This window comes from Chryseobacterium cheonjiense, from assembly GCF_012927265.1.
In the GTDB taxonomy this organism is placed as follows: Bacteria; Bacteroidota; Bacteroidia; order Flavobacteriales; family Weeksellaceae; genus Chryseobacterium; species Chryseobacterium cheonjiense.
Genome location: NZ_JABBGF010000002.1, coordinates 217,721 through 236,139 on the forward strand (window position 1 = coordinate 217,721; position 18,419 = coordinate 236,139).

Sequence of the window (18,419 nt, forward strand, 5' to 3'; positions counted from 1 at the left end):
GCATAAAAAAACCGCATCACTAGGTGAGCGGTTCTTTTATTTTAAAGCGTGCTTTAATTATTTTTTAGCAGCATCTTCTTTCTTAGCGTCAGCTTTTACTTCTTCTTTAGCTACGTTAGCGTCAGCTTTAACTGAATCTTTAGCAGCATCAGCGTTAGCTTTTACTGTATCTACAGTAGCGTTAGCTGTAGAATCGATAGCAGCAGTAGCTGAATCAGCTGTAGCGTTTACTGAATCTGTAGCGTTTTCAGTAGAGTTAGCTTCAGTTTTTTTACAAGCAACTAGAGAGATAGCAGCGATAGCAGCTACGAATAATGACTTTTTCATAATAAATTAAATTTAATTTTGTTAATATTGTTTTATAAAATCTTTTCTCTGTTCGGTTATTTGAACAAGACAAAGGTATAGCAGATAGAAAATTTGTTTAAGAAAAATAATTGTAATACCTTTGTAAAATAGTTTTACAAATAAATATACCTGATAATCAATAATTTAATTATTTTAAAATAAATTGACTGATTTAGATTTATTACACTTTGAGCAGCTGAAAAAGGATGTACAGGCTCAATATCTGAAAGAACATACCCCTTCCTATGATGATATTTCTAAATGGAAGGGAATTGATATCATCTATTTTCAGGAAGACCTCCGCAAAAAAGCGAAAGGAAACATCAGTGAAAAATCTTTTTATACCTACTTTAAAAATTCTCCCGTTACCAAATTACCAAGAATTGATATGCTCAATTTATTGAGTATTTATGCAGGATACGACTCATGGTACGGATTCAAAAAGCAGCATCTTTTTGCCGGAGAGTTATTAAAAGATGATGAAGATATCAGCGATGAAGATCTTACAGAAATGGAAAAAACAGTTTCCGGATCTCCTAATCTCCCAATAACTGAAAATCCGGCACAAAAACAGCCTGAAAACGCAGCTGACAACATCGATTTACAAAAATACACATCTGAAAATCAACCTATTAATAAAACAGAAGAAATAATAACAGTAAGTAAAACCAACGAGCAAAAACCTAAGAAAAATTTCATCAGAAAAAATGTCTGGGCGCTTGTAACTTCTATTTTAGTTATTCTTACCGGTCTTTTAGGATTCAAAGATGTTCTTTTTTCACAAACGTATAAATACTGTTTTACGGATGCCGACCGAGGCGTTGGTGTTGTCAATACACTCGAAATAAAAGTCATTAAAGAAAATGAATCGCCGATTCTTTATAAAATAAAACCAGGAGAGTGTTTTTATTATTCTACAAAGGATAAGAATCTGAAAATGCAGATCAGCTCGCCATTCTATGAATATCTGGAAGTTAACAGAAGCCTGGAAAACGCTCCTGACGAAGAAATTATAGAGCTGAAACCGGACGATTATAAAATGGCTGCCTATTATTTCTCTATTAAAGACGCCAACGGCGATCCTGAAGAGCTGAAGAGAAAAAGAAACCAGCTGGAAAGCTTAATCAGCAAAAATGCTGTTATCTACCAGATCTATGACAACAATATCTACGGAATAGAAAGACTGGACAAACAGAAATATATTACACTTGTCACCACACCGACGACTTCTTTAAAGAATTTGAGTGTAATAGAAATGAAAAAAGATAATAACGGAAAGATCATCTCCATCAAATTTAAAATTGCAACAGATGAAAAGAATAAATAACTTTTTAATTTTTACGGTATGGCTTCTTGTATTTGTTTCCTGTAACAACAAGAAAACGGAAATAAGTGATCTGGATAAGCTAAGAAACAGTAACAATACCAAAACCTACCCAGCTGTTCAGATGGACAGTGCACAGGCGATCAATTATATCACAAAACAGAAAGTCCAGGAGCTCCTCGATCTATCAACACTTTACCTGTCCGGAAACAGAAACACGGAAATCGACACTGTGATCTATTCACAGATGCAGAGTTATTTCCATAAGCCGGACAGCCTTACTTTCAAAAATCTGTTTCATGAATTGGACAGCCTGAAGGTAAAAGCAGTGAAGGTTAATAATCTGGAAGTCTATAAAGACCTGCACAATCAGGATACGCTGGATTTTGCGAAATTCAGTGTAGAATATTTCGACAATAAGAATAAATCTTTGGGTACTTTTGAGAAAAATGCGCAGTACATCCTTGTTTCTACACCCAATACGAAGAAAGAATTCAAATTTTTCTTCCTGAATTTTTATTCCAATCCGTTGTTGAAGAAAGACAGTACCTCTGTAGGAGTCACCAGATAGTCTACGGGAATATCATTTTCCCAGACATCATCAATATTTTCATCGGGGTTAAAATAATTAACTCCGATTTTTTTTGTCTTTCCATAAAGTGTTTCAAAAAAACCGTCATAGAACCCTTTTCCGTAGCCAACCCTGTTTCCGTGTCTGTCGCAGTATAAAAGTGGCGTAATTACAAAATCAAAATCTAAAACTTCTGAATTTTCATTGGAAACCGGTTCGGAAATCCCCCAATTATTAAGTTCAAATTTTGAATCTGCAAATATTTCTACAGAAATCAGTTTTGTATCGACAATTTTTGGAACAAAGATCCTGATATCCCGACTTAAGAAGTAATCTATGAAAATATGAGTATCAATTTCCTTAAATTTCTCAATCGGAATAAAAATATGTACTTTCTGACTTGGAAAAGGTTTAAAGTAATCAACGAAATTTTTAAAAATATTTTCTGACAACAAGGCAACCTCATCAATGGACAAGGCTTTTCGCATTTCTAAATAATTTTTTCTAAGTTCAGACTTTCTCATAGCCAAATGTATAAAAAGATAGCGCTCCTACGGAGCGCCATTTATAAAATTGGAAACTACACAGATAAAATTCTGCGGAATTTCTGTTACTTTACATCTATTAATCTAAAATCTTGTACAGTTTATCCGATAAACGCACTCTGAAAGGCAGTTCAAAAGTAATCTGATCTCCTTCTTTCGCCGTATCGCTGAAGTTTCCATTAACAAAAATACTGGATACTTCAACTTCCTGATCTCCTGTTGTAGGTCCGGAAATCAACACTTTATCTCCTACGGAAAGTCCGTTATTTTCAATTAAAAACTGAGCAATTTTAGATTTTGAATAATAATGTTCTGCTTTCCCGATTAATACTTTTTTAGTCTTGATTTTCTGGCGGATGTCTTTGGTTTCAGGTTTTGCTGCTTTTGCCAACGGCTTGTCCGGAAGATCTCCTGATTTTTTAAATTTTAAAGCTTCGGATTTTCCTTTTCTGAAGACTTTATTGCCCACCTGCAGACCTTTTCTCAGCTTTACCTGCTCTTCCCATGGTAAATGAATGATTTCCTGACATTCCGTTGAACAGCAATTTTCCATCGCCGCTTTACATTCGTCACACTGGATAAACAGTAAATGACAGGCATCATTCGCACAATTGGTATGGTTGTCACAAGGTTTTCCGCACTGATGGCACTGTGCAATAATATCGTCGGTAATTCTCTCTCCTAATCTGTGATCAAATACGAAGTTTTTACCTATAAATTTACTCTGAATTCCCTCTTCTTTAATCTGACGGGTATATTCAATAATTCCACCCTCAAGCTGGAAAACATTCTTAAAGCCCTGGTGTTTAAAGTATGCACTTGCCTTTTCACAACGGATTCCTCCGGTACAATACATTAAAAGGTTTTTATCTTCTTTAAAATCCTGTAATTGTTCATTAATGATCGGCAGACTTTCTCTGAAGTTTTCCACATCAGGCGTAATGGCTCCTTCAAAATGCCCTACTTCACTTTCATAATGGTTCCTGAAATCTACGACAATGGTATTCGGATCTTCAAGCAAAGTGTTAAATTCTTTTGCTCTTAAATGAACGCCTTTATTGGTAACATCAAAAGTCTCATCGTTCAGACCATCGGCTACGATTTTATTTCTGACTTTGATGGTTAATTTTAAAAATGAATGATTATCCTGCTCCACTGCCACATTCAGACGAATGCCCCTCATGAAATCATAAGCCTCAAGCGTTTCGCGAAATGCCTCGAAATTGTCCGCAGGAACGCTCATCTGAGCATTGATTCCTTCATGAGCAACATAAATACGGCCCAATGCATCAAGAGCATCCCAGGCTATAAATAAATCGTCACGAAATTTTTTTGGGTCTTCAATTTTGGCATACGCATAGAAAGATAATGTAAGGCGCTCTTTTCCGGCCTCATCTATAAGTCGAGCTCTTTCTTCTGCGCTTAAGGTGTTGTACAGTTGCATGCTATAAACGTTTTAAGTGAGAAAATTTTTGCAAAGATAATTATTTTTCAAAGATGGAAAAATATAACATTTGTCAGGTTCCGATGGTAATATTGGTATTCTTTTGGTGTCACTTAAATGCAGAGATTATTTAACTTTATGACAATACGAGCATCAATATGTCAGAATGTCATTAAGAATTTTTTAAGTTTCGTTAATTAGAATTTCAATTTTGCGGGATGTTACATAAATTATTACAATTGCTGTTAAATTTTAGTTAAAATTGAAACAATACATAACAAGTGCATACCTATTTAGCATTAAATTTGTTCACAATAAAACAAAAAAAATCATTTAATAATTAAATAAGAAAGATATATAATGAAGAGTACTTTAAAAAAACTATTGCCATTTGCCGTAGTAGGAGTGATCTCAGGAGCTACTACTGTTGGAACTTTACAATATTTTAATCACGACTCCAACAGTGCAGATCAGTCATACTTTACGAAATCTGCTTCTGATGTAACCTTTGCAGGGATGAATTCTTCTGCTGTAGGAGATGATTTTGTGAAAGCAGCAAAGACGACAGTACCTGCCGTTGTTACGATTAAAAACTATCAATCCCGATCTGCAAACCGTGCTTCGGAACAGGATCTTTTTGATTTCTTTTTCGGGGACCCTTTCGGAGGAAGGGGCCAGCAAAGACAGCGACAGCAGCAACAGGCTCCTGATAACATGCCTTCCGGAATGGGTTCAGGGGTAATCATTTCTCCTGATGGTTATATCATTTCAAACAATCACGTTGTGGCAGGAGCCAATAAACTGGAGGTTGTTTTAAGCAACAAAAAATCTTATATCGCAACATTGGTAGGCACTGACCCGAACACCGATATTTCATTGCTGAAAATCGAAGAAAAAGGACTGCCGTACCTGAACTTTGCAAATTCTGACAATATTGAGGTTGGCCAATGGGTACTTGCCGTAGGAAATCCGCTTGGCTTGAATTCTACGGTTACAGCAGGAATTGTTTCGGCAAAAGGTAGAGGTATCGGAATTTTAAGCTCACAAGGTAAAGCAGCCAATCCGATTGAAAGCTTTATCCAGACTGACGCAGCGATCAATCCCGGAAACTCAGGAGGTGCTCTGGTGAATACAAATGGTGAACTTATCGGTATTAACTCAGCCATTCAATCTACTACAGGTTATTACCAGGGATACGGATTTGCGGTTCCTTCTAATTTAGCGAGAAAAATCGTCGAAGATATTAAGAAATTCGGTATTGTACAGCGAGGTTTCCTTGGAGTACAATCTTTAGATTTATCCAACGATATGCAGGTGGCTGCTTATAACAAGGAGAAGAAGTCCAATATCAAAGCTGGTTCCGGAGTGTATGTAACCGGTTTCGGAGATAACAGCGGCGCTGAAGATGCAGGATTAAAAGTAGGTGATGTTATTACAAAAATTGATAATACGGCAGTAACGGATTTTGCAGATCTATCGATTGCTATCGGAAGCAAACGCCCAGGTGATAAAGTAGCCGTAACCTATTTAAGAAACGGTAAAGAAAACACTACTACTGTCACTTTGAAAGACCAGAAAGGAGGAACCTCAACGAGAACAAAAGCTGATTTGAGCGTTACTGAAAAAATCGGAGCTGAATTCGATCCTCTAAGCGAAAGATTCAAAACAGACTACGGATTGAACAGTGGTGTGGTTGCTAAAAATGTAACGGAAGGAAGTGAGATTGCCAAAATAGGAATCGTAGACAATTATATTGTTATCGAGATCAACGGGAAGCCTGTAAATTCACAAAAAGATGTAGAAAAGATTCTTGATAAATATTCAGGGAATGTATCGGTAAAATTTGTGGATGCTTACGGACAGATTTATACAAGAGGATTTAAAATGCCTTAATATCATTTAGCATATATCTAAAAACGCTGCCAATGGCAGCGTTTTTTTTATGATTGATTTACCTTTTCGGAGATTCTTTTTTTGTTTTTACGTTCATAAATAATTTCTACAATCTTTCCGCCTATCCAGGAAAACGGGAAGAACGTCAGGAAAATAGAAATTTTATAAAAGGTAGGATGATAAGGAAAAACAATAACATCCAGCATAGCCAGAAATAGCATGATAAAGCCTATAAGTATTGCATAAGCCACCTTGGCATATTTAACGATCATCGCTGTGGCCACCCCTCCTACGGTTGTCCCCAGTCCTGAAATAAACAAAAGGAAGCCAAAGAATGCATCATCATTCTGCATGCTTTGAAGAAATCTCTGCCAATGCTCAAACGGAGCAAAAGCTTCGAAAGTAACCCATTGCGGAAATACTCTTATACCAAGAGTAATGATGAGCCCGGCAATTCCAAGGCCTACAATAACCGCAATTGTATTTCTTATAAAGTTCATTAATCCTGATGAGCGATCATAGAAATTTCGATATCCACATTTTTCGGCAGGCAGGAAACCTGTACCGTTTCACGGGCCGGGAAGCTTTCTGCATCAAGGTACGATGCATAAATATCATTCATTACTGCAAAATCATCCATACTTTTAAGGAAAATTGTAGCCTTAACAACATTTTTAAACGTCATTCCTGCTTCCGTAAGAATTGCTTCAAGATTTTTCATTACCTGATGTGTTTCTTTTTCAATTCCTTCCACCAATTTGCCTGTTGCAGGATCTACAGGAATCTGACCCGAAATATACAAAACCCCGTTTGCCATGTTAGCCTGTGAATAAGGTCCGATTGCTGCAGGAGCATTTACAGTGTTGATTATTTTTTTCATTAGAATTTATTTTGGGTGCAAATATAAAATTTATATTCTATTTCTATAATCAAATATCAAATCTAATGCTAGAATGGTGCATTTGGCTGTGTAAAACTTCTGTCTTTGTATTTTAGGGCATCACTTAAGATATTGGCTTTGATACCGATAAAGAAGTCATACACCTTATATTGTCCGAAAGGAACCCAATTGAAATTGATGGTAAAACTTCGCTGATCCCTCGAAAAACCAATTCTTGTATATGCCAATTGCTTGGTCACCATATCATAATGTGTGCTTCCGTTGATATTCCAGAACGGAGTGAGCTTAATGCTTCCGTCAAGACCCACCGAAGCCAGTCTTGTAGGGGTTCTTGAAGCATAGCTTTTGGTATAGGCATAATTAGCATTTACGTTCAGGGTCCAGGCTTGGTCAAAATGGGCGTAATTATCATCATCAAAATAATAATTTTCGTTCCTGATTTCCCCTTTCGACTGATATTTTTTTGAGTAATCTGTTTTCTCCCCGAATATTTCGCTGCTTAAAGGATAAGAAAGCTGCACATTGAACCCCTGTACACTGAATCCTCCCAGATCTTCAGTTCTGATTCCTGTATCCTGCCCCGGTAAATAAATGATTTTATAGGGATCTAATGATAAACTTGTGTTTACGCTTAATTTATTATCAAAGAACGAAGACTGCCCATTGATCGTTATGATGGAAAAAGGGTGATCTTTTGCAGCAAAATTGTAATTTCCTGATAGGTTTAAAGATTCAAAAAGTTTAACTTTTTTTACTCCCGTAGAGTCTTTTTTAGATCTCACTTTCATTTCAACATTATTTCCGATATTGAATCCTAGCGCACCTACCATTCCGCTGCTCGGCGTTCCTACAATCCCTCCTTCAAAAATAGAATAAGGCGTTAAAGCTCCGTTGGCGTCATAATAATTTTTGTAATATCCGAAACCCGAACCTCCAAAATCCGGAGAATAGGTAAATCCGATACTCGGTGTAACCATGTGCCGGATGGCTTCAATTGCAGAACCTTTCTTGAAATTTGCCTGTCCATATAAGGTCGTCTGAATACTTGCTGTGGTTGAAAACGTAGAATATCCTGCTATTCCTTTATCAGTTGCTGTTACGGGTTTATTGGCGATAGGATCGTAATACTTTTTAATGGTTTTGGTCGTTAAAGCATTATCTATATTCGCTCCCAAGCTGAATGTGAAATATTTCGCAATCGTGGTATTGGTTCCCAGAGCAATATTATTTTTAAGCCCTGTCTGCATTTTTTCCCACATCGCCGCAGTAAAAAGCTCTCCTTCATTGGTCTGTACGAAATTCGTAAGGTTAAGCCCTGTATTTACCGTAATATTCTCAAGCAAACCGGTTCTAGTTCCTGTTTTAGATCCGAAAAGATAAAACTGATTGATCGCCACGTTCATCTGCGGAAGACGAAGATCTGCCAATCCGGTAGCAAAGTTCTGTGAATAAGATGCTGTCGCCGTAATGGTTGCCGGAAGTCTTAAAAATCTTTTGGTAACGGTTACCGTTGAGTTCTGCTGGGTATTTAATACGTTTTGATTTAGAATGTAATTATTGTTCAGGGTATTATTGTAGAACTTTGTGCTTACAATATCCACAGATGCGGAAAAATTAAGGAACGGATTTGATTTCGTATCCTGCGTATGTCTCCATGCGATTCTGTAGGTACTTGTTTTGCCATAATCGTCCAGCCCTTTGATTCCTCTTACCGCTGTTCCGATATCAGCAGAAAAATTCCCTGAATACCTGTACTTTTTTACGTAATTCATTTCAGGTCGTAAGTTCCAGCTTCCTTTTGTATAGATATCAGCAAGAACCTTAAGGTCAAAATGTTCTCCGATGGGCTGATAATATCCTATTCCATTGAGGAAAAACCCTACATCCTGTCTTTCCCCGAAACTGGGAATCAGGATACCTGCCGATCTTTTATCCGAAAAAGGTAAAATTGCAAAAGGCATGATAAGCGGCGTCGGAACCTGCTCGATATACATCTGGATCGGTCCGGAGATAATAGAAGATTTATTTTTTGTTTTAACCAATTTTATATTTGATGCCCGCAAATGGTAATCTGCCGCGGTATCTTTCTTTTTAATAAAATAATCATCGGTTGTATAGTTCGCCCGTCTCATAGCAAAAACGGAATCGTTGTATTTTTTTGTTTTTTCAGCGACAATTACCCCTTCATTTTCTTCGGTCCTGGCATTAAATGCAACAGCCTTCTTGGTTTTTGTATTGTACTGAAATTCGTCTGTTTCATATTTTTTCCCTGCCTGAGTAATTACAGCAGGTTCTATGTATCTTCCTAAAGAATCCTGTTTTCCGCGGGCATACATAAGGCTTTTGCCCTCATCGATGGAAATATAATCTGCATCAATCTGAACATCCTGGTATTTTACCTGGGCATTTTTGTTGAGATAAATCATTTTTTTCTGAAAATCCCGGCGGTTATAGTCTGCCTTGGTCTGAAGGACACTTTCGAGAGGTTCTTTTTTCAGAACGATCGTATCTTGCTTGGGAATAGTATCATTAACCGTATTCTTAGTCAATTTTTCAGGAGTTTGCTGTGCTAAAAAACTGTTAAAAATTAGGATAATTAAAATTTGTAATATATTTTTGGAGACGGTTTTGGCCAATTTATTTGTTATATTTATGATATATAATTAAGGCTCAAAATTAATATAATTTTTAAAACTGTAGGATGCACAACGTAAATTTTAAAATAATTTTATCATTTCTCCTTATTCTTTCGATCAACTTTATTTTTTCGCAAAAGAAATTCACCATTGTTCTTGACGCAGGACACGGAGGAACTGACCACGGAGCCAACAGAACCTATGATGATATAGGAAGGATTGCTGAAAAAGATGTTACGCTTGCCATTACTTTAAAAGTAGGAGCAATGCTTGAAAAAAATAAAGATTTTAAAGTAATTTATACAAGAAAAATAGACGAATACCCTTCGCTCTCAGACCGAACCAACCTTGCCAACCGAAGCAAAGCCGATCTTTTTATTTCCATTCACTGTAATTCTTCAAAAAAGCCAACGGCTTACGGAACCGAAACTTTTGTACAGGGACCAGACCAGAACGACACCAACCTGGAAGTTGCCAAAAGGGAAAACGATGTGATCTTCCTTGATGAAAAGGATAAACAGACCTTCGGTTCTTATGATGCAAGCTCACCGGAATCTTTGATTGCCCTGAAACTTCAGCAAAGCAAGTATCTTGAATCCAGTCTTCTCCTGGGAGGACTGGTGGAAAACAATTTTGTAAATAAAGATAAGAGAAGCTCCCGCGGTGTTTTCCAGAAAAATTTGCACGTTCTCCGTATGAATGCGATGCCTTCCGTACTTATCGAGACAGGATTCATCAACCATCCGGAAGAAAGTCACTACCTGGCTTCCGAAAAAGGTCAGGATGAAATAGCAGAAAGTATTTATAAAGCAGTTATTGATTATAAAAAAGCTATCGACCGTAAATCAGGATATATTGCCTCTACGAAAAAGCCGGAACCGGAAAAACCAGTGGAAGTTGCCCTGAAAAATGATTTCAGAATTTTACTGCTAAGTTCTCCTACAAAATATAATGATGGTGACCCTGCCCTCAAGGGATTAAATTACATTCTTCCTATCAAAGAAAACGGACAGTACAAATATTATTACGGCGTGACCAATCTGGCTTCTGTGAGAGACATCAACATTAAGACAGCTAAAGATGCAGGATTCCGCAATGCATATGCAGTAGGTTTTATGCCGAATCAGAAACTGAGCAATGGTTACTATACCATTGAAGTCTATACTGGAGATAAACTGAACGGAAACTCATTTATTCTTCAGACCCTGAAAGATGTAGATAGAAATAAGGAAAGCGGCGTTTTCTACTATACTTACGGAAAAGTACAGACCCTGGAAGATGCAGTAAAACTTCAGAAAGATCTTGAGGCCAAAGGCATTAAGAATACGGTCATTCAAAAAGTATCCAAATAAAGCAATATAATTTTGAAGTTAAAAAGTTAATGATTACTTTTGCAACCTCAAAATTCGGCCTATTCGTCTAGTGGTCAGGACTCAAGATTTTCATTCTTGCAACAGGGGTTCGATTCCCCTATAGGCTACGAAAAACAACAATTAATCTCTGATCTGAAAAGGTTGGAGATTTTTATTTATACATGAATTAAACTTTCTATCATCCGTTTGCTTTTTCCTGTTTTAAACAAACATTATGTTAAAAAAAATCACGCACATTGTGAGCAGTTTATCATAAAAAATATCCCAAACTGCCCAAAGGTATTTTATTGAAAAGAAAAAAATATTATCTTTGCCCCGCTTTAAAGGAGAATGTTTTTCTTTATAAAAGCCACAAATGAATATCATGCCGGATTTAAAAATACAGGAAGCGAAATTGCTTTTCAAAAAAATCCACTCTAACCCAAAAAGTTACGATTTAAAAATCAATGAAGACGGGATAACAGGCAGTGATGATGAAATAAGTTTCAGACTTTACAGGAGAGAAGAAAGAGTCGATTTTGCAGTAACGATTGACGGACTTACCTTCACCAATACCACTGGAGAATGGAACAACGCGATGGCCATGCTTACCGCAACCATCAAAAAATTAGAAAGAGAAGAAGAGAATATTAAAATAGAACAGGCAATAGGAAAACTCCGAAAATATTTATCAGAAGAAAATTAAAAATTTTTAAAGATAAAATTTGGTAGATAAAAAAAAAGTTTTTACTTTTGCACTCACATTTGAACGATATGGCAAATCATAAATCAGCATTAAAAAGAATTAGACAAAACGAAGTAAGAAGACTTCGTAACAGATACTACCACAAGACTGCTAGAACAGCAATGAAGGTGTTAAGAAATGAAGAAAACAAAGCTGCTGCTACAGAGCAATTGCCAAAAGTTATCGCTTTGTTGGATAAATTAGCTAAGAAAAATATTATCCACAAAAACAAAGCTGCTAACTTAAAAAGCAAATTAACTAAGCACGTTAACAAACTAGCTTAATAAGTATAGTTGGCCCGTTCGTCTATCGGTTAGGACCTCAGATTTTCATTCTGGTAAGAGGGGTTCGATTCCCCTACGGGCTACAAAATTTAATTACTACTCTAACCTGGTAATTAATAAGAGTTGATACTTATAAAAACAAAAAAACTAACATACTGGTAACAGTAGAAGATAGCTGGCCCGTTCGTCTATCGGTTAGGACCTCAGATTTTCATTCTGGTAAGAGGGGTTCGATTCCCCTACGGGCTACTTAAAAAGAGATTCAATTTTTTTGAATCTCTTTTTCTTTTTATACGATGAATTTTATCTTAATCAAAACTGTCAGAGTAAAAAAAATAACCTCCACCATTAAAGTAAAGGTTATATTAGATATTACATTCAAATCCCAACATTCAGAAAAATACTGAACCTTGATTTTGCTTCAATGTCACCTCCGGCAAGATTGGTATAAGCAGGAAGCATCACTTCACTGCCCAAACTGAATTTTTTGTAGGAGGCTTCAAAACCCAGTTTTCCGTACAAGGCGCTTCCGGCGGTTTTAGGCATTACTTCTCTAAACTGCCTGTTCCAGTCGTAGACTTCACCCTGCATTCCGAATTTTCCGGATAAAATACTGTTTTCGTTTTTCCAGATTCTGTAAAATCCTGTCGCTGCATAATTCCACTGGTTTCCGAAACGGTAATGCTTTTTGTTTTCTGTTTTTAAAGTATAATCTGTGTTCAGCAATACTGCCAGTTTATCTTTCTGAAATTTGTAATTCAAAACCATCTGATAGTCCCAGCTTCCCGTTCCCAGTTGAAAACTCGGATTTACGCCTGTAATTCCTTTTTCATCAAATCTTCCGATCGGAATTTTCACTCCGAAACCTCCGTTCAGCTGATGGGAAGAATCTTTGGAATCCAGTAGCTGATAAATTCCCATTACATTCGCATCCCCAATTCCTTCAATTTTGATATCTCCCTGTAATGTTTTTTTGGTGTGAAACTGAAACGGAATACTTGCATATACACTTACATTTCTAGCAACCGGAATTTTTCCCCAAAGCTGAACCGTATTGAAATACTGATCCTGTGTAAGATGATTGACAAATAAATTTTCTTTGGCTCTGTAATGCTGTGCAAAATATTTAACGCCGATAAACTGGGGATTCAATAAAGATTCAAAACCTGAAGAACCGTTTCCTGCGGCACAGCCACACGCATCACAATCATCAAATAGAATCGGATTAAATTCTTTTGGAATAAATAAACTGTCACGGATTTCTTTTGCCTGACTAAAAAAGCATCCGGCTAAACCTAATGTTAAAAATATCTTCTTCATGATTTATTATTCTGCAAATTTTGGATTCGTTATAAAATTTTTATCGCTTAACGTTTTCAGAAAAGTGATGATGTTCTGTTTCTCGAAAGACGTCATTGGAATTCCGACGTGTCCGTTTTGTTTCAGCAACGGATCGAGATTAGGCTGGTTTTCCACATTTTCAGAATAGAAATTCATGACTGCTTCTAAACTGTAAAATCTTCCGTCGTGCATGTACGGAGCGGTATATTCTATATTTCTGAGACTTGGAACCCGAAATTTCATATTATCATTCCAATCCAGCGTTACACGATATCTTCCTCTGTCGCCGAACTGCGGATTATAATACATTCCTGTATTCCTATAACTTTCATCGGTAAACAGTTCTCCTGAATGACAAGACGCACATTTATTCTGAAACAAAGCCATCCCCTGATTTTCTTCAGCCGTGAAAACGGCGTTTCCTTTTTTCATACGGTCGTACTTTGAATCGGCGGAAATCATGGTTGCCATAAATTGGGAAATAGCTTTAAGGATTTTTTCACCGGTGATATTTTCATCGCCGAATGCTGCTTTAAACATCTTCTTGTAATTCAAATCTGCATTTAATTTTCCTACGACTTCAGGAAGAGAACTGTCCATCTCAAAATCTGTGGTGATCGGAACCAAAGATCTTTCGTCCAGATTGTGCCCGACTCCGTCCCATGTATAATTTTTCAGAAAAGCCATATTCTGTATCGGCGGTGCATTTCGGATGCCTAATCTGTCATCAATTCCATGACTTACGGTATGACCGTGATGGGTAAAAGCATATTCCTGAATATGACAAAAACCGCATGCAATGGTATTGTTTCTGGATAATTTTCCTTCGTAAAAAAGTTTTTTCCCAAGCGCTACTCCATTCACCGTAACCGGATTTCCTGTAATATCGAAAGTGAGTTCCGGAAAGCCAGATGGTTTGTCAAGACGATAGGCTTCATCTTTTGGCAAAGGTTCAATAAGCTCATCGCTTGTGCAGGAAGTTAATGCAAAAGCAAGAAAGAACAGGAAAATCCAAAGAGAGCCGGATTGCCCTCTTTTGGATTGCTGAAAACAATTAATCATTGTGAACGTGGTCTACTTTAAACATTTTTGAAACATTGTTCGTCACATTCACCAGATACTGGTTCGATCCCATTGCCATGTCGTTGGAACTATCCAATGTTAAAGCAGTCTGTCCGCTGAGATATTGATTAAGATCTGCCAGAATATGAACAGAAGGAGTAATTTCATTTGAAACTCTTGCTGTTGTAGGAAAATCAAGGGTAATTTCACGATAAAGATCCGGTGTATTGTTGGCTGAGGTATTGCCCATGTTTCCGCAATGGTTCATAAATTCTGTTGCTGCCGAAGAAGTTCCGTATTTTCCTTCGAGTTTTGTGAAGATGTATCCTGCCGCCCACGACCAAGCCATTCCCGCGGTTTTTGCTTTCTGCCAGAAAATTCCCTGTCCGCTTTGTCCCAAAAGATAAGCCGACTGACTGATGCCTAAACCGATTCTTATTTTTTTGTAATTGTTTTGAGGAATCTCTTTCAGGTTAATGTAATTGATTCCGGCAACAGCTTCTGCCTGGTCTACAATAAAGGCTCCGTTATCCGGATCGTTGTAATGATACTCGAACTCACCTCCGTTTTCATCAATTAAAGTAATGTTGCTGATTATATATTTCAGGGTAGAAAACTGATGCTTTTGTCCGTTAACGGAAGTTTGGGTGGTTTGGTTCAAAACTACATCTCCAAGATTATTGAACCCGTTTTCGAATTTTAGCTGAAGGTTTCCGGGAGTGGAATCTGCTGTCTCATCGTCATCGCCGGTTCTGCATGATGAAAGGGTAAATAAAGTAAGGGCAATAAAGAATAGTGATAAAAATTTATAGATTTTCATTGTTGATTTTTTAGTGATAAATAGGTTGATATACTCCATCGCGATAGGGATGGAAGCGGTTATCCTTTTTTTGGATTCTGACGAATGGAAGAATCTAAAAAAAGATAGTAGCGGACAGCCTGACCCGTTCAGCGGGAAAAGCAAGGGATAGGGGATCGCCCAAAATGATAAAATAATGCACTAAAAAACCGGTGGTCTGAAAATAGGTTTTAAAAACAGAAAGGAATACGCCGTTTCGTACAGAAAATGGGCGTTTGAAAAGAATGCGTTTTCCGTTGTATGGATTTTGGTAATTTCAGGGAGAACGTATATATCAAGGAGTTTCTGTCCTGAATTTTTTGTTTTGTTTAAAGGCGAAGAATCGGTGTCATTGGTTTTTGCAATTTGTTTGCTTACGTAACATTTTCCGTTACAGTGAAGCTCCGGATTGCTTTTGTTGACACACAAAACTTCGGAGATATAATGATAATTTACAGCATATTCCACCAATGGCACCAGAGGTCTGAATACCACAAATAGTGTGAGAAATATGCTGCAAATTAAGTTCATTGAATTATTTTTTGCTGATGGCTTCTTCGTATCTTCTGCTGATTTCTTTCCAGTTCGTTACGTTCCAGATCGCGGTTAAATAATCTGCTCTTTTGTTCTGATATTTTAGATAATACGCATGTTCCCAAACATCGATCCCGAAAATAGGGGTTCCTTTTTCTTCTACCACATCCATTAAAGGGTTATCCTGATTAGGGGTAGATGAAACAAACAGTTTTCCGTTTTTGTCCACTGAAAGCCATGCCCATCCCGATCCGAAACGGTCTGCCCCCGCTTTTGCCATTTTTGCTTTAAAGGCATCCATACTTCCAAAGGCATCATTAATTGCTTTTGCCAGCTTTGCTGAAGGCTGTGTATTTTTTTCTGGAGTTAAAACGGTCCAGAACAGTTCATGGTTGTAGTGTCCTCCTGCATTATTTCTCACTGCAGCAGGTAATTTCGATGCATTCGACATAATCTCGAATAAAGTCTGTTTTTCCTGAGGCGTTCCCGCGATTGCCTTATTCAGGTTCGCAACATACGCTGCCGCATGCTTGGAATAATGGATTTCCATGGTCTGCGCATCGATATTTCCTTCCAACGCATTGTAGGCGTACGGAAGTGGAGACTGCTTAAACTGAGCCATCGCAAACTGCGCCGCAAATACTGCACTTAAGGCAGCTACTTTCATAATTTTCATACTTTTTATTTTATGGTTTATTTTAGTCGGGAGATGGGTATGGAAGCTTGAAGTTCTTTACATACTACATAAAACTTCCATCTTCTAACTTCCACCTTCCAAACCTTTTATTTCAACAATTTTTTAATATCTTCCATTAAAATTTCGCGGTCCGGATGGTATTTCCCATTCAGCTTCGGAGTTTTTCCTTCAGGATCTCCATAGTTTAATCCCGAATAATAGAGAATCGGCATATTGTCCTTATTATACCGGCAACGGATGTTTCCATCTTTATCCACAAGGGCGATCATTCCACTGTGGTTCAGGCTTTCACTTTCATCTTCCTTATCTCCGACATAAATATTGAACTGATCAGCAATTTTACCGATATAATCCCTGTTACCCGTCAGAAAATGCCAGTTTGGAGATTTTACTCCGATTCTTTCGGCATGTTCTTTCAAAGTCTGAGGGGTATCATTCTCCGGATCAATACTGATGGAAATAATTCCGAAATCCGGACTATTGATTTCATCTTCGATGGCTCTCATATTGGTATTCATTACCGGGCAGATTGTAGGACATCTGCTGAAGAAAAACTCCACCAGATATACTTTTCCCAACATATCTTTATCGGTGATTTTTTTATTGTTCTGATCGGTAAGTTCGAATTGAGGGACTTTCATTACCGTATAGAGATTTTTTTTGAAATAGGCCATTCCGACACCGATTCCTAAGAAAAGCAAAGCAATAACTGCAATCGGAATAATTACTTTATTTTTGGAGTTATTGGTCTTTTTATTTTTGGACATATTTCTCCGGATTTTTTTTGAATTCGTCTTTACAGTAGGCACTGCAAAAACCGTACGTTTTATTTTTATAGACTGCAGTATCTTTCATATCTGCTTCTGTGGGCATATTGCAGATCGGGTCTACTGCATTGGCAAACTTCACCGGTTGCGAATTGGATTTTACTGCTGTTTTTGCCTTTTTATGTTTTACTTTAGGCGTTTCCTGGGCACATGCCATTAATGAAACAGACAATAATGCTGTTAAAATAACTTTTGATTTCATTTTTATTTAAATTGAAATTAATAATGTTTGAATGGATTGATTTTTTAACTAGACTTACTAATGAATTCCTTGCTTATCCTTAATTAATCATAATGTCTTCTAACGCAAAGATCACAAAGATTTTTTTATAAACTTACTGTTTTTAAGTTCGCAAAGGCGTTTCACTTAACAAAGAGCCCAAAGATTTTTATGACGACAATTACGGATAACTACAATGAATCTAATTTAATGCTAAGCTCGCAAGTTTTTTGTAAACTTAATGTTTACGGGTTCGCAAGGGTACTTCGACAGGCTCAGCATAAACTAAGCACTCAGCAATTATTGAAGCTAAGTTTATTTCAACATCAAAATTCAACTAAAGAATTAGCTGAAAATAATATTAAGCTAAAGGAGGATGGAATATTCTGGAAAAATATTCTGAAGTATGGAAATTGATATAGCTCGAATCTGATTTTTTGTTTGAAACATTAAACTGATTGTTCATCGAAAAGGAAAGAATTTCATGGGAGATAAAAACATCAATTCCTGAAATTTTTGCCGTCTGATTGGTAGTGGACTGTTTTTCTGTTTTTGCCAGCTCTTTAGAAACGTAGCATTTCCCTTTACAGGTTGATTGAGGTATATTTCTGTTTTCACAAAGATTTTTTACGATATAATCATAGTTAACCGCATAATTAATCAATGGCAAAACGGGACGTAATGCAATTGTGAAAATGATAAATATGGAAATAAGAAACTTCAATTTCGTTTATTATCACAAATATACTACTGAAATTTTGTTTTAAGGCAGATTATGATGAAAGTCAGCTTCAGCAATTATTTCATAAATGATTTATTTCCCACGGCTTTCTCAGATCACACAGCTTTAAATAAAC

20 protein-coding genes and 3 tRNA genes are annotated in these 18,419 nt (G+C 36.9%); 9 read left to right on the forward strand and 14 right to left on the reverse strand.

Annotation, left to right across the window (positions count from 1 at the left end):
• Window positions 1-57: 57 nt before the first annotated feature.
• Window positions 58-327, reverse strand: coding sequence for a hypothetical protein (locus HHL20_RS11525; RefSeq protein ID WP_169231344.1), 270 nt, complete (start codon window positions 325-327; stop codon window positions 58-60).
• Window positions 328-511: 184 nt separating this feature from the next.
• Here HHL20_RS11525 and HHL20_RS11530 point away from each other — a divergent pair, with 184 nt between their 5' ends.
• Window positions 512-1,675, forward strand: coding sequence for a hypothetical protein (locus tag HHL20_RS11530; protein WP_169231345.1), 1,164 nt, complete (start codon window positions 512-514; stop codon window positions 1,673-1,675).
• A complete protein-coding gene (locus tag HHL20_RS11535; RefSeq protein WP_169231346.1) occupies window positions 1,659-2,243 on the forward strand; it encodes a hypothetical protein in 585 nt (194 codons plus the stop codon). The genes HHL20_RS11530 and HHL20_RS11535 overlap by 17 nt, the downstream gene beginning before the upstream one ends.
• Here the strand turns inward: HHL20_RS11535 and HHL20_RS11540 are convergent.
• Both HHL20_RS11540 and trhO read right to left on the reverse strand, forming a co-directional pair.
• Complete coding sequence (locus HHL20_RS11540; RefSeq protein ID WP_317166002.1) at window positions 2,189-2,731, reverse strand: 5-formyltetrahydrofolate cyclo-ligase; 543 nt, start codon at window positions 2,729-2,731, stop codon at window positions 2,189-2,191. The genes HHL20_RS11535 and HHL20_RS11540 overlap by 55 nt on opposite strands.
• A gap of 136 nt (window positions 2,732-2,867) precedes the next feature.
• A complete protein-coding gene (gene trhO, locus HHL20_RS11545; protein WP_169231348.1) occupies window positions 2,868-4,232 on the reverse strand; it encodes an oxygen-dependent tRNA uridine(34) hydroxylase TrhO in 1,365 nt (454 codons plus the stop codon).
• A 360-nt stretch (window positions 4,233-4,592) separates the two neighbouring features.
• On the opposite strand from trhO, the gene HHL20_RS11550 reads away from it, so the two are divergent.
• Window positions 4,593-6,125, forward strand: a complete 1,533-nt coding sequence (locus tag HHL20_RS11550; RefSeq protein WP_169231349.1) for a trypsin-like peptidase domain-containing protein — start codon at window positions 4,593-4,595, stop codon at window positions 6,123-6,125.
• 47 nt (window positions 6,126-6,172) lie between these two features.
• Here the strand turns inward: HHL20_RS11550 and HHL20_RS11555 are convergent, their stop codons facing one another.
• From HHL20_RS11555 to HHL20_RS11565, 3 genes are all read right to left on the reverse strand, one after another.
• Window positions 6,173-6,625, reverse strand: a complete 453-nt coding sequence (locus tag HHL20_RS11555; RefSeq protein ID WP_169231350.1) for a hypothetical protein — start codon at window positions 6,623-6,625, stop codon at window positions 6,173-6,175.
• On the reverse strand, window positions 6,625-7,005 hold the full coding sequence (locus tag HHL20_RS11560; RefSeq protein ID WP_047401234.1) for a RidA family protein: 381 nt from the start codon (window positions 7,003-7,005) through the stop codon (window positions 6,625-6,627). Before HHL20_RS11560 ends, HHL20_RS11555 begins: the two co-directional genes overlap by 1 nt.
• Window positions 7,006-7,073: 68 nt before the next feature.
• Entirely contained in the window at window positions 7,074-9,662 is a 2,589-nt protein-coding gene (locus tag HHL20_RS11565) for a putative LPS assembly protein LptD (RefSeq protein ID WP_185194812.1), read from the reverse strand.
• Window positions 9,663-9,727: 65 nt separating this feature from the next.
• Between HHL20_RS11565 and HHL20_RS11570 the strand changes: the two genes are divergently transcribed.
• From HHL20_RS11570 to HHL20_RS11595, 6 genes are all read left to right on the forward strand, one after another.
• On the forward strand, window positions 9,728-11,014 hold the full coding sequence (locus HHL20_RS11570) for an N-acetylmuramoyl-L-alanine amidase family protein (RefSeq protein ID WP_169231351.1): 1,287 nt from the start codon (window positions 9,728-9,730) through the stop codon (window positions 11,012-11,014).
• Window positions 11,015-11,070: 56 nt separating this feature from the next.
• Window positions 11,071-11,142 (forward strand) — tRNA-Glu (locus tag HHL20_RS11575).
• A gap of 257 nt (window positions 11,143-11,399) precedes the next feature.
• Complete coding sequence (locus HHL20_RS11580; RefSeq protein WP_169231352.1) at window positions 11,400-11,720, forward strand: hypothetical protein; 321 nt, start codon at window positions 11,400-11,402, stop codon at window positions 11,718-11,720.
• A gap of 68 nt (window positions 11,721-11,788) precedes the next feature.
• On the forward strand, window positions 11,789-12,043 hold the full coding sequence (gene rpsT / locus HHL20_RS11585; RefSeq protein WP_072883895.1) for a 30S ribosomal protein S20: 255 nt from the start codon (window positions 11,789-11,791) through the stop codon (window positions 12,041-12,043).
• Window positions 12,044-12,054: 11 nt separating this feature from the next.
• Window positions 12,055-12,126, forward strand: a tRNA-Glu gene (locus HHL20_RS11590).
• A 94-nt stretch (window positions 12,127-12,220) separates the two neighbouring features.
• Window positions 12,221-12,292 (forward strand) — tRNA-Glu (locus tag HHL20_RS11595).
• Between the two features lie 129 nt (window positions 12,293-12,421).
• Here HHL20_RS11595 and HHL20_RS11600 read toward each other — a convergent pair.
• The 8 genes from HHL20_RS11600 to HHL20_RS11635 form a co-directional block, all read right to left on the reverse strand.
• Window positions 12,422-13,363 (reverse strand): transporter, encoded by a 942-nt coding sequence (locus HHL20_RS11600; RefSeq protein WP_169231353.1) that lies wholly within the window; start codon window positions 13,361-13,363, stop codon window positions 12,422-12,424.
• Between the two features lie 6 nt (window positions 13,364-13,369).
• The gene (locus HHL20_RS11605) at window positions 13,370-14,446 is read right to left on the reverse strand and encodes a cytochrome-c peroxidase (protein WP_169231354.1); all 1,077 of its coding nucleotides are present in this window, start codon (window positions 14,444-14,446) and stop codon (window positions 13,370-13,372) included.
• The gene (locus HHL20_RS11610; protein ID WP_169231355.1) at window positions 14,439-15,266 is read right to left on the reverse strand and encodes an MbnP family protein; all 828 of its coding nucleotides are present in this window, start codon (window positions 15,264-15,266) and stop codon (window positions 14,439-14,441) included. Before HHL20_RS11610 ends, HHL20_RS11605 begins: the two co-directional genes overlap by 8 nt.
• Window positions 15,267-15,446: 180 nt before the next feature.
• On the reverse strand, window positions 15,447-15,815 hold the full coding sequence (locus HHL20_RS11615; protein WP_169231356.1) for a hypothetical protein: 369 nt from the start codon (window positions 15,813-15,815) through the stop codon (window positions 15,447-15,449).
• Between the two features lie 4 nt (window positions 15,816-15,819).
• Window positions 15,820-16,494, reverse strand: a complete 675-nt coding sequence (locus HHL20_RS11620) for a superoxide dismutase (protein WP_169231357.1) — start codon at window positions 16,492-16,494, stop codon at window positions 15,820-15,822.
• Window positions 16,495-16,601: 107 nt separating this feature from the next.
• Window positions 16,602-17,282: an SCO family protein gene (locus tag HHL20_RS11625; protein WP_169231358.1), complete on the reverse strand. Its 681-nt coding sequence runs from the start codon at window positions 17,280-17,282 to the stop codon at window positions 16,602-16,604.
• On the reverse strand, window positions 17,269-17,544 hold the full coding sequence (locus HHL20_RS11630; protein ID WP_169231359.1) for a YHS domain-containing protein: 276 nt from the start codon (window positions 17,542-17,544) through the stop codon (window positions 17,269-17,271). The genes HHL20_RS11625 and HHL20_RS11630 overlap by 14 nt, the downstream gene beginning before the upstream one ends.
• 379 nt (window positions 17,545-17,923) lie before the next feature.
• Window positions 17,924-18,286 (reverse strand): hypothetical protein, encoded by a 363-nt coding sequence (locus HHL20_RS11635; protein WP_169231360.1) that lies wholly within the window; start codon window positions 18,284-18,286, stop codon window positions 17,924-17,926.
• Window positions 18,287-18,419: the final 133 nt, after the last annotated feature.

Excerpts from the sequence above, each read along its gene's own strand:
- HHL20_RS11525 (WP_169231344.1), bottom strand. The coding sequence starts at position 327 with ATGAAAAAGTCATTATTCGTAGCTGCTATCGCTGCTATCTCTCTAGTT.
- HHL20_RS11535 (WP_169231346.1), top strand. The coding sequence starts at position 1,659 with ATGAAAAGAATAAATAACTTTTTAATTTTTACGGTATGGCTTCTTGTA.
- HHL20_RS11540 (WP_317166002.1), bottom strand. The coding sequence starts at position 2,731 with ATGCGAAAAGCCTTGTCCATTGATGAGGTTGCCTTGTTGTCAGAAAAT.
- trhO (WP_169231348.1), bottom strand. The coding sequence starts at position 4,232 with ATGCAACTGTACAACACCTTAAGCGCAGAAGAAAGAGCTCGACTTATA.
- HHL20_RS11550 (WP_169231349.1), top strand. The coding sequence starts at position 4,593 with ATGAAGAGTACTTTAAAAAAACTATTGCCATTTGCCGTAGTAGGAGTG.
- HHL20_RS11555 (WP_169231350.1), bottom strand. The coding sequence starts at position 6,625 with ATGAACTTTATAAGAAATACAATTGCGGTTATTGTAGGCCTTGGAATT.
- HHL20_RS11560 (WP_047401234.1), bottom strand. The coding sequence starts at position 7,005 with ATGAAAAAAATAATCAACACTGTAAATGCTCCTGCAGCAATCGGACCT.
- HHL20_RS11570 (WP_169231351.1), top strand. The coding sequence starts at position 9,728 with ATGCACAACGTAAATTTTAAAATAATTTTATCATTTCTCCTTATTCTT.
- HHL20_RS11580 (WP_169231352.1), top strand. The coding sequence starts at position 11,400 with ATGCCGGATTTAAAAATACAGGAAGCGAAATTGCTTTTCAAAAAAATC.
- rpsT (WP_072883895.1), top strand. The coding sequence starts at position 11,789 with ATGGCAAATCATAAATCAGCATTAAAAAGAATTAGACAAAACGAAGTA.
- HHL20_RS11600 (WP_169231353.1), bottom strand. The coding sequence starts at position 13,363 with ATGAAGAAGATATTTTTAACATTAGGTTTAGCCGGATGCTTTTTTAGT.
- HHL20_RS11605 (WP_169231354.1), bottom strand. The coding sequence starts at position 14,446 with ATGATTAATTGTTTTCAGCAATCCAAAAGAGGGCAATCCGGCTCTCTT.
- HHL20_RS11610 (WP_169231355.1), bottom strand. The coding sequence starts at position 15,266 with ATGAAAATCTATAAATTTTTATCACTATTCTTTATTGCCCTTACTTTA.
- HHL20_RS11615 (WP_169231356.1), bottom strand. The coding sequence starts at position 15,815 with ATGAACTTAATTTGCAGCATATTTCTCACACTATTTGTGGTATTCAGA.
- HHL20_RS11620 (WP_169231357.1), bottom strand. The coding sequence starts at position 16,494 with ATGAAAATTATGAAAGTAGCTGCCTTAAGTGCAGTATTTGCGGCGCAG.
- HHL20_RS11625 (WP_169231358.1), bottom strand. The coding sequence starts at position 17,282 with ATGTCCAAAAATAAAAAGACCAATAACTCCAAAAATAAAGTAATTATT.
- HHL20_RS11630 (WP_169231359.1), bottom strand. The coding sequence starts at position 17,544 with ATGAAATCAAAAGTTATTTTAACAGCATTATTGTCTGTTTCATTAATG.